This is a genomic window from Mycobacterium paraterrae (genome assembly GCF_022430545.2).
GTDB classification, from domain to species: domain Bacteria; phylum Actinomycetota; class Actinomycetes; order Mycobacteriales; family Mycobacteriaceae; genus Mycobacterium; species Mycobacterium paraterrae.
Genome location: NZ_CP092488.2, coordinates 1,956,534 through 1,971,513, shown reverse-complemented (window position 1 = coordinate 1,971,513; position 14,980 = coordinate 1,956,534). Strand labels below are relative to the sequence as shown.

15 protein-coding genes and 1 pseudogene are annotated in these 14,980 nt (G+C 63.7%); 6 read left to right on the top strand and 10 right to left on the bottom strand.

The window, feature by feature from the left end:
• Positions 1 to 259 precede the first annotated feature (259 nt).
• The gene (locus MKK62_RS26435; RefSeq protein WP_286670894.1) at positions 260 to 2,863 is read left to right on the top strand and encodes a helix-turn-helix transcriptional regulator; all 2,604 of its coding nucleotides are present in this window, start codon (positions 260 to 262) and stop codon (positions 2,861 to 2,863) included.
• Positions 2,864 to 2,866: 3 nt separating this feature from the next.
• Here the strand turns inward: MKK62_RS26435 and MKK62_RS09400 are convergent, their stop codons facing one another.
• Entirely contained in the window at positions 2,867 to 3,046 is a 180-nt protein-coding gene (locus tag MKK62_RS09400) for a hypothetical protein (protein WP_240261329.1), read from the bottom strand.
• An 85-nt stretch (positions 3,047 to 3,131) separates the two neighbouring features.
• Between MKK62_RS09400 and MKK62_RS09395 the strand changes: the two genes are divergently transcribed.
• Together MKK62_RS09395 and MKK62_RS09390 are read left to right on the top strand one after the other, a co-directional pair.
• The gene (locus MKK62_RS09395) at positions 3,132 to 3,269 is read left to right on the top strand and encodes a hypothetical protein (RefSeq protein WP_240261330.1); all 138 of its coding nucleotides are present in this window, start codon (positions 3,132 to 3,134) and stop codon (positions 3,267 to 3,269) included.
• Positions 3,270 to 3,391: 122 nt separating this feature from the next.
• Positions 3,392 to 4,201: an LLM class F420-dependent oxidoreductase gene (locus MKK62_RS09390; RefSeq protein ID WP_240261331.1), complete on the top strand. Its 810-nt coding sequence runs from the start codon at positions 3,392 to 3,394 to the stop codon at positions 4,199 to 4,201.
• 156 nt (positions 4,202 to 4,357) lie between these two features.
• On the opposite strand, the pseudogene MKK62_RS09385 reads toward MKK62_RS09390, so the two are convergent.
• The 4 genes and pseudogenes from MKK62_RS09385 to MKK62_RS09370 all read right to left on the bottom strand — a co-directional run.
• Positions 4,358 to 4,681, bottom strand: a pseudogene (locus tag MKK62_RS09385) (nuclear transport factor 2 family protein); the annotation flags it as partial.
• A 65-nt stretch (positions 4,682 to 4,746) separates the two neighbouring features.
• Positions 4,747 to 5,388 carry a TetR/AcrR family transcriptional regulator gene (locus MKK62_RS09380; RefSeq protein WP_240261332.1) on the bottom strand — a complete coding sequence of 214 codons (642 nt, stop codon included), beginning with the start codon at positions 5,386 to 5,388 and terminating at the stop codon, positions 4,747 to 4,749.
• Between the two features lie 23 nt (positions 5,389 to 5,411).
• Complete coding sequence (locus tag MKK62_RS09375) at positions 5,412 to 6,383, bottom strand: fumarylacetoacetate hydrolase family protein (RefSeq protein ID WP_240261333.1); 972 nt, start codon at positions 6,381 to 6,383, stop codon at positions 5,412 to 5,414.
• Positions 6,384 to 6,386: 3 nt separating this feature from the next.
• Entirely contained in the window at positions 6,387 to 6,830 is a 444-nt protein-coding gene (locus tag MKK62_RS09370) for a hypothetical protein (RefSeq protein ID WP_240261334.1), read from the bottom strand.
• A gap of 71 nt (positions 6,831 to 6,901) precedes the next feature.
• Between MKK62_RS09370 and MKK62_RS09365 the strand changes: the two genes are divergently transcribed.
• The gene (locus MKK62_RS09365) at positions 6,902 to 7,891 is read left to right on the top strand and encodes an SDR family NAD(P)-dependent oxidoreductase (protein WP_240261335.1); all 990 of its coding nucleotides are present in this window, start codon (positions 6,902 to 6,904) and stop codon (positions 7,889 to 7,891) included.
• Between the two features lie 88 nt (positions 7,892 to 7,979).
• Positions 7,980 to 8,957 (top strand): SDR family oxidoreductase, encoded by a 978-nt coding sequence (locus tag MKK62_RS09360; protein ID WP_240261336.1) that lies wholly within the window; start codon positions 7,980 to 7,982, stop codon positions 8,955 to 8,957.
• Positions 8,958 to 9,048: 91 nt separating this feature from the next.
• On the opposite strand, the gene MKK62_RS09355 is transcribed toward MKK62_RS09360, so the two are convergent.
• Positions 9,049 to 9,774, bottom strand: coding sequence for a TetR family transcriptional regulator (locus MKK62_RS09355; protein WP_350355749.1), 726 nt, complete (start codon positions 9,772 to 9,774; stop codon positions 9,049 to 9,051).
• 126 nt (positions 9,775 to 9,900) lie between these two features.
• Positions 9,901 to 11,073 (bottom strand): aromatic ring-hydroxylating oxygenase subunit alpha, encoded by a 1,173-nt coding sequence (locus tag MKK62_RS09350; RefSeq protein ID WP_240261338.1) that lies wholly within the window; start codon positions 11,071 to 11,073, stop codon positions 9,901 to 9,903.
• Between the two features lie 132 nt (positions 11,074 to 11,205).
• On the opposite strand from MKK62_RS09350, the gene MKK62_RS09345 reads away from it, so the two are divergent.
• Entirely contained in the window at positions 11,206 to 11,895 is a 690-nt protein-coding gene (locus tag MKK62_RS09345; RefSeq protein WP_240261339.1) for a TetR/AcrR family transcriptional regulator, read from the top strand.
• A 101-nt stretch (positions 11,896 to 11,996) separates the two neighbouring features.
• On the opposite strand, the gene MKK62_RS09340 is transcribed toward MKK62_RS09345, so the two are convergent.
• The 3 genes from MKK62_RS09340 to MKK62_RS09330 are packed head-to-tail and all read right to left on the bottom strand — an operon-like array spanning position 11,997 to position 14,692.
• Entirely contained in the window at positions 11,997 to 12,776 is a 780-nt protein-coding gene (locus tag MKK62_RS09340; RefSeq protein ID WP_240261340.1) for a mycofactocin-coupled SDR family oxidoreductase, read from the bottom strand.
• Between the two features lie 35 nt (positions 12,777 to 12,811).
• Positions 12,812 to 13,885: an NAD(P)H-dependent amine dehydrogenase family protein gene (locus MKK62_RS09335; RefSeq protein ID WP_240261341.1), complete on the bottom strand. Its 1,074-nt coding sequence runs from the start codon at positions 13,883 to 13,885 to the stop codon at positions 12,812 to 12,814.
• An 18-nt stretch (positions 13,886 to 13,903) separates the two neighbouring features.
• On the bottom strand, positions 13,904 to 14,692 hold the full coding sequence (locus MKK62_RS09330; RefSeq protein ID WP_240261342.1) for an SDR family NAD(P)-dependent oxidoreductase: 789 nt from the start codon (positions 14,690 to 14,692) through the stop codon (positions 13,904 to 13,906).
• Positions 14,693 to 14,980: the final 288 nt, after the last annotated feature.

Genomic DNA, 14,980 nt, shown 5'->3' with positions numbered 1-14,980 from the left:
CCAAACACCGGAGCCGCAACGCGGTGCCGCAAGGCCGAAAGGATGCGCCTGCCGCGGAACAACGAGTTTTGACCCGTGCCTAAGGACATTTGCTGATGTCTCCGTCGCCAGCGTTGGCTGCGGCTAAAATTTCAGCCGGATGAGACCCATGCGAAATTGACGTTCGCGACGAGGTGCAGCGACGCTCGCGACGAAATACTCTGTGCGGTACGGCTACGACTGCGTGGCCACTGGCGGTGAAGGCGGGAACGACAGGTTCGTGCAGGATTTGCTGGAGCGCCAAGAGGTACTGGCTGAACTGGCCTCTCTGGCCCGGCGTGCGGGTGGTGGTGCGGGCCGGGTGGTGCTGCTGCGCGGAGAGGCCGGAGTCGGCAAGACAGCGGTCATCGACCGGTTCACCGCCGGGTTGGACGGATCTTGGCGGGTGCTGCGAGGCTGGTGTGATCCTCTGGTCGCACCGCGGCCTTTGGGGCCGCTGATTGATGCGCTCCCTGGATTAGGTTCCGCCGCAGCAGGCCCTATCGACGCGCTTAATGCCGGTGACGTTTCCGCGATGTATGCCCGGCTGCTGGCAGCCTTGGATGGCGGACCACGCTGGGCGTGGGTTATCGAGGATGCGCATTGGGCCGACGGCGCCACGTTGGATCTGCTGCGATTCTTGGCCCGACGGGTGGACTCACTGCCGCTGTTGCTGCTGGTGTCTTATCGCGACGACGAACTGGGTGAGCAACACCCGCTCGCGGCCGCTTTGGGGGATGTGGCCAGCTGCGCGGGAGTGCATCGCATCAGGTTGGCACCGTTGAGTCGCGCGGCGCTGGAAGCATTGGCCGCTGGTAGCGCCGTCAATGCCGACGAGTTGTATCAATTGACTGGCGGCAACCCGTTTTTTGCCACCGAGGTCTTGGCCGGGGGCCCAGAAGCATTGGTGGGCAACGTGTTACCGCGCAGCGTGGCGGAGGCTGTATGGGGACGGCTGTCACGGTTGTCGACAGCCGGGCGAGAGACCGCGCAAGCAGTGGCGATCTGCGGGCCGCGCGCCGAGGCAGAGCTGGTGCAGCGGGTATGTCCAGCGGCTCAGACCGGGTTAACCGACTGCCTGGATGCCGGGGTGTTGATCGCCGATGGGAACGCGATCGGGTTTCGGCACGAGTTGGCCCGTCGCGCCACCCTGGATCGCCTCGATGACCACCAGCGCCGGGTGTTGCACAAGCAGGCATTGACTGTGTTGGCCGAAGGACCGGTCGATCCTAACAGGTTGGCGGCGTTGGCGTTTCATGCTGACGAAGCCGGCGACGATGATGCGGTCATTCGGTACGGACCGGCAGCCGCCGAGCGGGCCGCGGATCTGGGGGCGCATCGGCAGGCCGCCGACCTGTATGCGCTGGCGCTGCGTCACGCCGACACGACTGCCCCCGAAGGAAAGGTGCAATGGCTCGAGCAACATGCGTTCGCCGCCTTTCTGTCCGGGTTGGACGCGACAGCGTCGTGGCGGGAGGCAATAGCGCTACGCCACGCGATGGGACAACCGCTCGCCGAAAGCGCGGATCTGCGATGGCTGTCCCACTCGCTGATTGCCGTGGGTAGCCTCAACGAGGCGGTCGACGCCGGACTTGCCTCGCTGCGACTAGTGCAAGACTCCGGTGCCTCGCCGCAGCTGGCGCTGTCCCTTGTGCGTCTGGCCGAACTGGCGGTGTGGCAATTCGACCCGGCCGCAACCGATTACGCTGCCAGGGCGATCACGGTGGGAACCCAACTCGGCGACCACGCCGTCGTTCTCCGAGCACGCGGCTTCGCGGCCCTGGCTCAGGTGCTGAGCACCGACACCGGTTGGGAGGAGCTGGAAGCGACGTGGCGTGACGCGATGGCAACCGACACCCGCGGTGAACACGCCGGCGTGCTGGGGATGTGGGTCTGCTGGATCGCCACATTGCACTACCACCTCGATCGGGCCGATCGCTACATCGCAGACACACTCGCGTATTGCCGAGAGCACAACCTGTTCACATTCGAGGCATTCGTCACCGGGATCGCCGCGCTGGCCGAACTGCATCGCGGTCGATGGGCGCGCGCCACCGCATATGCCGAGAACGTGCTGACGCGTCCCGGATTGCCCGCGCTGCCCCGGATCGCGCCGCAGTTGACGCTGGCACTGATACAGGCCCGACGCACCGCGCGACCAGTCACCTCGCTGCTGGATGACATCCAGGCCGGTTTCGACTCAGACCTGCTGCTCTTCCCGGTATGGGCCGCCCGCACCGAAATCGGTTGGCTGACTTGTGATGACGACTCAGCGGGTAAGGAAGGGCAGCGCGTGCTGGCTGCCGTCAGCACCACGTGGGATCCGTGGCTGGTCGCCCAGCTGCGCCGTTGGGTGTATCTGACCGGCGCCCAACCCGCTACGCGTGTCGACGAGCTGTGTACCCCATTCCAATTGGAGATCGACGGCGACTGGCAGTCGGCGGCCCAGGAGTGGCTGCGACGCGGCTGCCCCTACGAGGCGGCCCTGGCACAACTCGGCGGCGATCTCGCGGCCGTGGAATCCGCCTTGGCCACCTTCCGCGGGCTCGGCGCCCGAGGGGCGGCAGGTCGCGCCCGGCAGCGCCTGAACGCACTACGCGGCCGCGCACCGATCGGGCGGCGGGCTGACACGCTATCCGACCCTGATCGCCTGACCCGTCGCGAACGCGAAGTACTCGCGCTGCTTGCCGACCGGCGCAGCAATGCAGAGATCGCCGCCGCGCTGTACATCAGCCCTAAAACCGTTGGCTGCCACGTAAGCTCGATTCTGGCAAAGCTGGGCGTCCATAATCGCATCCAAGCCGGCGACCATGCGCTCACCCGCCAGAGTGTGGTAAGTCCCTGACTATCAGGATAGGGAAAGATTTGTGGCCTTCTGAACCCAGTTGACCAGGAGAAGCGGTTTGAGGATCACCGCCGAAATGTTGGCTGGCGCAAGGTCGATGGCCACGCTCGCCGCGAAGGTTCCGGTCTCGGCTTCCGAACAGGTCAGCTCTTCGTGCGACGCCGCATACTGAAGGATGCCCATCGCTGCAGTATTCCGCGCCGCGCGGCATTTGATTGGTAAGGGCACCGGTCGGGTAGCCGGAACAGAGTTGACCGGAAGGAACAAGATGTCGATACCGAACGATGCTGACGAGAACATCGGCGACAACTTACAGAAAGCCGACGAAAAAGTCGGTGACAATGTCGATGCCGCAGAGGCTGACCCGACCGACGGGGGTCCCGACGAGCCCGGTCCATCCGATTAACGGCTTGGCCCCGTAGTTGGGTCACCGCCGGTCGTTTGATTATCGACGCGCTGATCCGGAATAAACGGCCCGCCTCTTGAACTTGGCTCATGGGTCGACCTTCTTCCGACTCAGGAGCATCAATGACCCGTCCTGTCCGCGTCGCCGTGCAAATCCAGCCCGGTGGCACGCCCGACTACGCCACGTGGCGCGACGCCGTTCTGGCCGCCGACGACCTCGGCGTCGACGTCATCTTCGGCTACGACCACTTCCACCGCCCGGCGATGAAGGCCATCGTCGACGGCAAGCCCGTCCTGAAAGACGAGCAGCCCGACGTTGCCAATTTCGAGGGCTGGACCGCGCTCGCGTCGTGGGGCGAGATCACCTCACACGCCGAGATCGGGCTCCTGGTCACCGGCGTCGGCTACCGCAACCCGGATCTGCTCGCCGACATGGCGCGCACCGTCGACCACATCAGTGGCGGCCGGCTCATCCTGGGCCTCGGCGCGGGATGGTACGAAAAGGACTACACCACTTACGGTTACGACTTCGGCACCTTCACCTCCCGCTTCGATCTGTTCGACGAGAACCTGATCCGTATCGAAAACCGGCTCGCAGCGCTGATCCCGCCGCCAGTGCGTAAGCTTCCGATCCTCATCGGCGGTTCGGGGCCCAAGCGCTCGCTACCCGCTGTCGCGCGCCACGCCGACATCTGGCACGCATTCCAGGACCTCGATGCGTTCCGCAGGTCCAGCGACCTCGTCGACGAACTGGCGGTAACCTTCGGCCGCAACGGCTCCGACATCGAACGCTCGACACTGTGGGAGAACGCCGGTAGCGCCGATGCTTTTCGCGACGTGGGCGTAACGCTGTTCCAGACGGAACTCACCTCCGACAACGGTTACGACCTCGCGTCGCTCAAACAAGTGGTCACCTGGCGCGACAACGGGTGACATTCTCATGACGGAAGTGAGTTTCCGCGGTGCGGTTTCGACTATCTGACCGTCAGCTATCCGCTGCCTGAAATAGCGCCGTGGCGCCGTGGCGGCGCGGCGCGCAAAGCGCCAGCGGCCATCAGGGCCGCGGCTGATCACGTCGTCGTAGTCGGCGACCATCAGCATTCGCATCGGCAGCGGCGGGACCCCGTCGGCGGCGTGCAGCGTGAGCACGCTGAGAGCGTGGACCGTGGCGTCGTCGGCCGCGGCGATGTGCAGGTTGCTGAACAGGTGCCGCGAGGTGCGCGGGCCGCTGCTGCGGCGATGGGCGTATAGCGCTTTGATCGCCACACGGCCCCGCACTGGATGCCCGAACAGGACATATTCGCCGTCGTCGTGGAAGAGCTCCTCAACGCCGTGGCCCTGCTGGTGATCGATACGCCAGGCGAAGTCCACGATCAACTCTTCGATTGCCGTCCGGGTGGCGGGTTCGATCATGGCCGTCCTCAATGTCGGAGATGGTGGGCAACGCACTCGGCGTCGGTGGGTAAGCTGCCGCGAGCTCAGATCGCGGTCACCAGGTCGGGCAAAGCGGCCAGGGCCAACTCCGCGATCGCAGTGACCAGCGAGAGCGTCTGATCGAGATCGGCGTGCTCGCTGTCGAGCTGGTAGGACACGAACACACCGTCGAGCAAGATCAACGCGATACGGCCAGCCAGCTCGGTGGCGACCACTCGCACGTCCGCCGCGAGGGAATCCAGCACGGGCGCAAGGGCATCGGCGACCACGTGGCGGGCGCGGGCCCGGATGCGTTCCACCGTTGCACGGACCCCCTCGTCGTCACCTTTTTCCAACGCCAACAGCAAAAACAGCCGCAAAAAGTCGGGATCGCCGACCAGCACCCGGGCGGTGGCCTCCAGGCGGGTACGCACCGATGCGGCGGGATCGAACACGACGCTTTCGATAGCGCCGAACGTCGCGTCGGCGACACCGTCGATGACCGCGTCGAGCAAACCCTGCTTGCTGCCGAAGGCGTGATAGATCGAGCCGGTATGCACCCCAGCGGCAGATGCGATCGCCGACATCCCGGTACCGGCGTAACCGCGGGCGCAAAACAACGTGGTGGCGGCCTGCAAGATCACCGCGCGCGACGTGGCGCCACGCGCCCGGCGGCCGTCTGCGACCGCTGACCGCCGATCAGCCATCACAATCCCTCCTCCGCCGACCGCTAGTCGTGGCGCTCAATCAGGTTGTCCAGCCTGCCAATACCGTCGACCTCGACCGAGACTCGCGTGCCGTAGCGGTTCAAATCGATGCTGCGGATAGTTGGAAATCGCTCCGGTGCCGCCGGCCGCGCCGCCGTTCCGAAATGCACGATATCGCCGGGCAGCAACGTCATCGACTCCGAAAGGTGCGCCAGCACCTCATGCACCGGAAACGTCAGGTTGGCCGTGGAGTCCTGCAACACCAGCTCGCCGTCGAGGTAGGCACGCACCCCTAACGCGTTGGGATCGCCGACGTCGTCGCGCAACGTGACCCACGGCCCGATCGGGGTGAACGTGTCGCTGCCCTTGGATCGGGCGTGATAGGTCAGATACAGCGAACGATCGTCTTCGCCGCGCCGGATACGCCAGGGCTCGTCGACGGGGACGCCTTGCGGCATCACCAGCTCGACACTGTCTTGCGATTTGATGCCCGGTGAGGTGACGTCGTTGACGATCGTGTAGCCGAACACTGCCGCCAACGCCTCCTTCGGCGAGGCCCGCCGCACCCGAGCACCGATTACGGCAGCCAGCTCGGGCTCAGGATGCACCACCCCCCAGCCGGTGCGCAGCTCGATCGCTCCGCCGTGGCCCACCATCGAGGTCGACGGCGCCAGAAAATACATTGGCGCGCTCATGGCGTGCACCGCCAGATGATTGAACACGTCGTTGTTGAGCGCCACCCCCACGATCTTGGAGGGCTGCGGGACCGGAGGCAGCCACACCACCGGCTCGCGATCAGCGACCCGGCACTGCGGCGCCGCGCCCCGCACACGGCGCGCCACATCTCCGCGCGCTGTCTGCTCTAGGCCGATCAACGTTGTCATCGTGACCGTGTCGTCGCCCAAGGCGGCCCCAACGTCGATAAATCGTTGCCCGTCATCGGCATCGGCGATGACTCGCTCGGCGCCGCTGCGCTGCACGGTGGCCAGCCTCATCGCTCATACACCTCCATTGATCACGATCAACACCACTGCCGCCGACAGCATCAGCGCTGCGCCAACGAATAAGGCGACGTTTTTGTCGATCACTTTGCGGCGACCCGCGATGCTGATCGGCAGGGGGCGGTAACCATTCGGGTCGGCGAGCTGCCCGCCGTAGGACCGCATCGTGGCCATCGCCACGAAAAACCCGGCCAGCACCGCGGCCGCGATCACGGCCGCCACGCCCACCCGAAATCCTCTCGGCCCCAACGGCGCCCACATCAGCACCAACGCCAACACGCCCACCCCGACATGGGTGGCGGCCTGCCACACCACATGAAACCGCGCATGCCCCATCCAGCGCGGATTGGTCGCATGCGTTCGGTTCAGATCAGCCGCCACCGCCACCACCGCGAACGACAGCACCGCAACGGTGACGAGCACCTGAATTGCAGCCACCATTCCGCATCACCAATCTATTTTATCGATCGTTCAACAAAATAGTTACAGATGAAGCATCCTGACGCAAGGGGGTGGTCATCGCACCGGCGATGAGCCCGGCCCAGGTTGTCGCTGTGGTCGGCACGCGGCGTACATGCGCAGATTTGCGTTGTTTGCATGTTGAATGCAATATTTTGCGAAGCCTTCGGCCAAAATGCTCGGCGGGGGTCGCTGAGTACCACATGGATGGGAGTGCGATGTCGTATCGACCGTCACGGTCTCTGGTCACCGGCGCCAGTTCGGGCATCGGGGTCGCATTCGCGCGGGAATTGGCCGCGCGCGGCTCGGATCTCGTTCTTGTCGCGCGGCGCGAGGACAGGCTTGAGCGCATTGCCCGCGAACTGATGACGGCACACGAAATTACTTGCGAGACCGTGGCATTCGATCTGTCGATGGACGGCGCAGGTGCAGCCCTGCGCAAGCAGGTGGGCGGCGAGTTCGACCTGGTCGTCAACAACGCCGGCTTTGCCACGCAAGGCCCGTTTCTGACCGGCAGCGGCGAGGAATTCGCTCGTCTGATCGCCGTCGACGTCCGAGCCGTGGTGGATGTGTGCCATGCCTTTTTGCCGGCAATGGTCGAGCGTGGACAGGGAGCCATCGTCAACGTCTCCAGCACCACCGCGTTTCAGCCGGTCCCTTCGCTTGCCGTCTACTCGGCGGCGAAGGCTTTCGTCCAGAGTTTTTCTCAGTCGCTCTGGTACGAAGCCAAACAGCATGGCGTCAAGGTTTTCGCGCTCGCCCCGGGACCCACGCGGACCGAGTTCTTCGACGTGATCGGTGAGGCCGCAACGGTGGCCGGACGGATGCAAACGGCCGAGCAAGTCGCGGCCACAGGCATGCGTGCCCTCGATCGCCGGTCGACTCCGCCCTATGTCGTTTCAGGTATTGCGAATTCGTGGACGGCGCGGTTTGCGGGACTAGTCCCTCGCAGACTCCTGATTCCACTCGTGGCCCGGATTCTTCATCCAATCGCTCCGGCACGCGCAGGCGCAATTCCCTTCATTCCCCGGGAGGACACGTGACAACTACACCGCTACGCGAGGGCGCAACCGTGCCACCGCACCGCAACCGATCGCGTCCGCGTTCGGAATCGTCGTCTGGAGGTCGTTCATGATTCTGGTCACCAGTGCCGCAGGCGGTGTCGGACGCCCGCTGGTCCGCGGCCTTCATGAACGAGGGTTGGACGTCCGCGCATTCGTCAAGAACGACGCCCAGGCCCAACTGGCGCGCAGCGACGGGGCCAGCGAGATTGTGGTGGGCGACCTGCGAAACCGCACAGATCTCGAGAAGGCGCTCAGCGGCGTGAAGCGGACGTACCACGCCGCTCCGACGCAACTCATTGATGAGGTGCCCGTTGCCCAAGCACTCATCGAGATTTGCACTGCCCAGGGTGTGGAGCACATCGCCTTCCACTCGGTAATTCATCCCGATATCGACGAGCTGGTCCATCACCATCAGAAGCTCTTGGTCGAGCGACTGTTGCACGACTCGGGCTTGCCCGTGACCATTTTGCGTCCGTCCCATTACATGCAGAACTATCTAGAGTTCTGGGAGTTCATCCGGGCGGGCCTGATGCCCTATCCAGTGTCACCGACCAGCGTGATGGGCATGGTCGACGTCGAAGATGTCGCCGAGGCGGCCGCAACCGTATTGAGCGCGCCCGACGAGCACGTTGGCAAGACCTACGATCTTTCGGCAGAGGCACTCGACCGCAACGAGATGGCAGAAATCTGGAGCCGGGTGCTAGGACACCGGGTGACCGCGCTTCGTTTGCCTCCCAACACTGTCGACAACCCACTTGTCGCCGCACCGACCATTGGAGCCGCCGTGGTCCAGTCACTGCTCAACACCAAGCTCAGTGCACTGCCCCACCTTGTTCGCGGCATTCGTGAGTCGTCAAATGCGCGGGGCATCCGAAATTGGCCCTCCGACGCGCGCAGCACCTACGTCGGGATGATGACGTATTACGACACCAATGGCCTGCCCCCCGGCAATATGGCCGACCTGCCGAAGCTGTTGGGTCGCAACCCCACAAGCTACGAACAGTTCGCCAGACGCGTCGCGCGCACGGCAGGGAGTGGCCGCTGAGGCTAGTCGCTGCGCGGTGAAGGCTTCGACGGGTTGATGTACCGGAAATCGCTGCAGCCAAGCTGAATTCGCCGTTGGCTTTGCTAACGTGCTACTCGCGCGCCACGATGAGCCAAAGCCGGTCGACCAGGCGGATCGCTTGGTCCGGGTCGACACCTTCGAACACGCTCGCATGGATTCCCCGCATAGCGGCGGTGATCGCCCCAGCGCAGGCTTCGACGTCGACATCGGCGGCGAGCGCACCACCTTCGGCGAGACAAACCAACAACTCAGCGAGGGCGCGTTCGAAGGCCTCATGCCAACGCTCCGCGAAGCTGTCCTTGCGCGGCACTCCCAGATCACGGAATAGGACGTGGGCCGCAGGCGTGGCGTAAATAGCTTCGGCAGCAACCCGAAGGAATACGCGCAACTGCTGCTCTGGCTGTGCGGGCCAGGTTTCACTGCCGTAGCGCCGCTGCATTTCCGCGATGAGTTGGGTCGCCGCATTATCGATGGCGGCGTGAAACAGATCGCGTTTGCTCGCGAAGTGATGGAACGCGGTTCGCAGCCCTACCCCTGCGGTCCGAGCCACCTCCTCTACCGTGATTTCGCCGTAGTCGCGGATACGGAGTAAATCCAGGGTTGTCTCGATGAGACGTGCGGCCGTCGTGACGGTCGGTTGTTCTTGCGGCGAAAGAGGCTGCTTGGCCCACCGATACACCGTGGCAGGATGTACACCCAGGTCACGCGCCACTTGAGCGGCGTCGCCGTTGGGCCCGAACGCACGGGCAACCGCAGCCCGGCGTTCTTCTGGACTGTGCCGATTCGCAGGAGACACCCGCCGATCGTAAAGACTGCCGGGCGGATGTTTCTGCGCTGCCTCGGATCCCAGGACAGTGCGTCGTGAGGGCCAAGACAAAGCCTCGACAGATCCGGCAGTTCGCGATTTTGCAATCGCGCGGAATCAGGCGAGAGCTACACCCAGTTCGTGGGCGAAGACGCGGATCATGTGTTGGACGCCGATCTCGTTGCGGCCGATGATCATGTGGTCGTGTTGGCCGTGACGGACACCCTCACCGCACTGGGGAAGCATCGCGAAATCCTCGTCGCGAACCGCGGCGTGAACGGCGTCGAACACCATGTCGTAGCCCGCGCGGGTCGCATCGTCGCGAGCGGGAGTGCGAGCCAGCCAGGTGTGGCGCACCGTGCACCGGGTTGGCGATCCGGCGGGCAGTATGTCGATGACCTCGACACCGACACTGCTATTGGCCAGGATGAGATTCGGATAGATCCAGTAGATGACGCCCATGTTGTCGCGCACATCCCACGACGCGCTGGGATCGGAGTCCAGGTTGGTGATCCAGTTGAAGGGAAAGCCCATGCGATGGTGCTTGCCATAGGTGTCGTGGATGGATGTATTGGACAGAGCGTTCTGCCCAATCAGGCTCTCGCCGTGGACGAATGGGAAGTGGTAGCTTTCCGCGAAGGCCTCGAGCGCGCCCTTCCAGGACACCTCGGACTCGAACTCGCGGTAGTCGTGATATCCAAACGACGGATAGTCCAGTTCAGCCAGATCGGAGCCGAGCGATCCGACGTGTGCCTCGACGTCGATGTCGGCGTCGGCGCTCAGGACCGCCCAGATGAAGCCGTAACGCTCGTCATTGGGTAACTCGACCAATCCGTAGTCGGCTTTTTCCATGCCGGTGAAGGAACCGCCGCTGGGAACGGTCAGTAACGAACCGTCGTTTCGGTACGTCCACGCGTGGTACGGGCAGGTGAATCGTGTGGCGCTGCCAGACCCGCACGCAGGCATCGCACCTCGGTGCCGGCAGTAGTTGAGAAATACGTGACTCTGGCCGTCTTTGTCCCGGGTGACCAGCAGCGAGTCGCCGAGCACCGAGCGCACCACGTAGTCGTTAGGCTTCGCGAGTTGTGCGCTCGGGATGATCGCCAACGGTGTCCGACGAAGGATCTGCGTTTCCTCGATCTCGGTAATCTTGGGATCGCGGTAGTAATGCAGAGGAACCCGCAAGACATCGTCGGCGAACTCAGTGGTCTTGTCGCGCACCACGTTTAAAGCGCGGCGAGTCAACTCGATGTCCCACACTCCCGTGCGGACGTCACCAGCGGTGGCCATTCTTCTCTCCTTCATCGGCACTCCGATGACCATACATGTAAATATGAGTGGATGGTCAAGTAGTGAGGACCCCATGCCCGGCGCGAAGGACGGTAACCTGCTCGGCATGTACGCACCCGAAGTCGCCCGCTGATGCGCACCCATGGCTGGTCGGGTCAGACTCCGGCGGACGACGACGAGGCGACGGCCCGCATCCTGGAAGCCGCCAAGCGCCGGATCGATCGACACGGCAAGGATTTCGGCATCTCCGACGTGGCCAAAGATGTCGGGGTCACCCGGCAGACGGTGTATCGCTACTTTCCCAGCACAGAGGCCCTGCTGTACGCGACCTCGGTCTCCGAAGTCGCGCCCTTCCTCGACAAGCTGGCGGCGCATGTTCACACAATTCACGATCCCGCCGAGGCGGTTGTCGAAGCGATCGCCCACACCTTGGAGCGGCTTCCCCACGAGCGCTACCTCGGCCTGCTGCTAACCCCGGGAAAGGCCAGTGCCTTCTCTTCGGGCGTCACCTCGGACACGGCGCTGTCCTTCGGGCGCGCCATCGTGGAACGGTTCGCCGTCGACTGGACGCGCGCCGGCTACGCCGACGACGCTGAACTCGACTCGCTCGTCGAGTTCATGCTTCGGGTCGTTCAGTCGCTGGTCATCGATCCGGGCCGCCCGCCGCACACCGGTGACGAATTGCGAGCCTTTTTACGACGATGGGTAGCCCCAGCGGTCTCCGCGACGGCAACGCAGGGACCTAAGCAACGCCCGAGCACGCAGACACGACCCACCAAGCACACCGCGCAGACACGCGCACGGATTCCGCAGCGCAAGTAGACATATCGGTAACCGGTCAAGCCAAACTTCGACGCATCGCCACCTTCGCTAGGCGGTTCTGCTTGCTTACGTATCGCACCGGCCGTTTGTCGACGGCGGACCTAGTTGATCGTTACGCCTGCATCGACTTTGAATTGAAGTCCGGTGACGAAGCGAGACTCATCGGAGACGAGGTAGAGCACCGCATGGCTGACATCGAGGGGATCGATGCACGGTGTGGGCATGGCGTTGATGAACAGGGGTACCAGATCGCCTCGCTCGCCACCGAGTGCGTTACCGAGAGAGACTGGGATCATTCCGGTGGGGGCGCCCGTCGGCAGTACGGTATTGACCCTAATACTCTGTGCCGCAAGCTCATTGGCCAGCGACAAGGTCAGGCCGATGACTCCATGCTTGGCGGCCGTGTAGGGCACCTGCAGCGGAAAGCCGGCGGCTGCGCCCGCCGAGCTTATGGTTACCAGGCTGCCTCCGCCCTGTTCGAGGATGTGCGGTATCGCCGCTGCGCAGGTATTCCAGGTCCCGATGAGATTGACGTCGACGACGGTGCGCCAGTGCTCGCCAGTCGTCTCGTGCCATTGCCCGCCGGTCAGAACGCCGGCATTGGCAACGGCGGCATCCAATCCGCCTAACTCCGCAACTCCGTCATCGACAGCCGATTTAAGGGCGTCCTCCTCGCGGATATCGACGACGCGGCTGACACATCGGCGACCTAGGTCGGTGACAAGCCGCACTGTTTCCGCGAGATCGTCTTCGGTGGCGAGCGGGTACTCGATTTCGGGCAGCGACCGGCACAGATCGACCACGATCAGATCGGCACCCTCCTCGGCCAGCCTTACCGCGTGACTTCGTCCGAAACCTCTTGCGGCGCCGGTGATCAGCACTCGCTTACCGGCAACCCGCCCGGCCGCAGGCGGATTCACCACATCAACCCGCGGATCAGTGCAGCAGGCGGAATATCCTCTACCGCAATAAGCCCCGCAGGGGCGCGACAGATCCAGTCGATCGCATTGACCACCCGGGCCGCTGTTGCGTAACAGCCGGCATCGGTGACGTCGAGGCCGGGGTGTGAAACGTGGGTGTTGAGTTCGACACGCGGGTCTCCGTCGATAACGACGCGGTGAACGCCGGGATGACCGTCGGGCGGAAATTCCCAATCCGGCGCCGATGCGTCTGTTAGCCGGGTGACGTGTTCCATCGTGATCACCGCGCGGCCGTCGCGAACACCTTCGACAGCGAATTTGACCGCGGCCATCTGGCCCGGTTCGATTGTCGCCATCTTGCATTCGATCCGTTCTTTGGTGTACCAGGGTTCGATTCGCTGACGAACGTCTTCGAGGTCCACGCCCAACTGATCTGCGAGGTTGCGTATCGCCCCGCCCCACATCGTGACAAGCACGCCGGGCAAGAACAACAGCGGAGTGTCGTCATCGGCACCCGCCCCGAAACCCATTTGCTTGCCGGTGAATTCAAAGTCGTCGTAATTCGCGTAATCGAAAATCTCCTGAACCAGGATCGACCGGGCGCGGGCGGTCAAGCTCAGAGCGGAGTGCACCTCGGTGTCTCCCGAGTACCCGGGGTCGATACCGTTGACGTAGAGAGAAGCATTGCCCGTCTCGCAGGCCTGTTGCAGCGGCAGGCGCAGCCAGTCGTCGGCCTGGCGGGGCGTCACCAGCCAAACCATCGACGTCGCGGCGATGTTGATTCCCGCCGACAGGAACCTCGACATCTGCTCGATTACTTCCATCGGACGTGTTTCGCCCTGCGCGGTGTAGACCACGCAGTCGGGCTTCAGCGCGATGAGCGCGTCGATATCGTCGGTTGCGACGATGCCGGTGGGCTCGCTCAATCCGCACAAGTCGGCGGCGTCGCGTCCGATCTTGCCCGGGCTGGCTGCGTGAAGGCCGACCAAATCAAGGTCGGGGCGTTCAATGAGCACCCTGAGTGCGTGTACTCCGACATTGCCGGTGGAGAATTGGACGACGCGGCGCATCGTTGTCACCGTCCTTGATCAGTAGTCGGGAATCGGCAGGGGCGAATTGTTGGAATCAATACCGCCGTCGACGTGGAAGATCGCGTTTGTGGCGTAGCAGCTAGGCGTGGACAGATATACACACAACCGCCCGAGGTCCTCTACGTCACCGAGCCGGTGCAGCGGCGTCGCCTCTTCCATCTTTTCCCGTGATCCGGGCATCAAGTCCAAACTGCCTTGCAGCCCGTCGGTCGCGAAGGATCCCAGCGCGATCGCGTTGACGCGGATCTTCGGCGCGAGTTCTTGCGCCATGGCCCGTGTCAGAGCTTCGAGTCCGCCCTTGGCAACACAGTATGCCGCCAGAGCACGGATCCCGAAACGCGCTGAGCCCGAGGAGATATTGACGATGTTGCCGTGACCGGCCTCAATCATGTGCGGTGCGACGAGCTGGCTCATGATGAACGCGGACGTCACACACCAGTCGAAGGTGTGCTTGAAGTCCTCGTCGGTGATGTCCAGAAACCGAGCGTAGGAGGAGCCGCCGACGTTGTTGATCAAGATGTCGACGCGCCCAAAGCGCTCCATCGTGGTGTCGACGACCCGCGTGCTGTCTGGGCGACTAAGGGCGTCAGCGACCACGGCGAGTCCCTTGCCGCCGGCCTCCTCGATCCCGTCGATCGTCGCCAAAATGTCGGCCTCGGTGCGCGCAGTGCCAACAACAGTCGCGCCCGCCTCCGCGAGGACTCTGGCGATGCCCTGGCCGACGCCTTTCCCGGCCCCCGTCACGATTGCCACCTGCCCGTCCAAGTTGAACTGCTCGAGCGCCATCGCAATCCTTCCCGTCAGGTAGCCCTCATCTAACGTGCATGATTGACTTAAGTCAATCGAATTGAGCGCTGCTACCGGATCTGTTGCTATGTGGGGATCTGCGAATGCCTTTGTTGGACAGCCCTGTACCAGCGCGTCAGCCGCCAGAAAGACCGATCGACCGAGTCGATATTCGGAGGTGCCGCCAGCGCGATCGGTGCGCATCCACCGTCGCGGTTGTCATTGGGAGCAGCATTTCTCTTGGAATGTTCTCGTTGCCGAATGCCTATGCCGCACGCTGGCAGCACC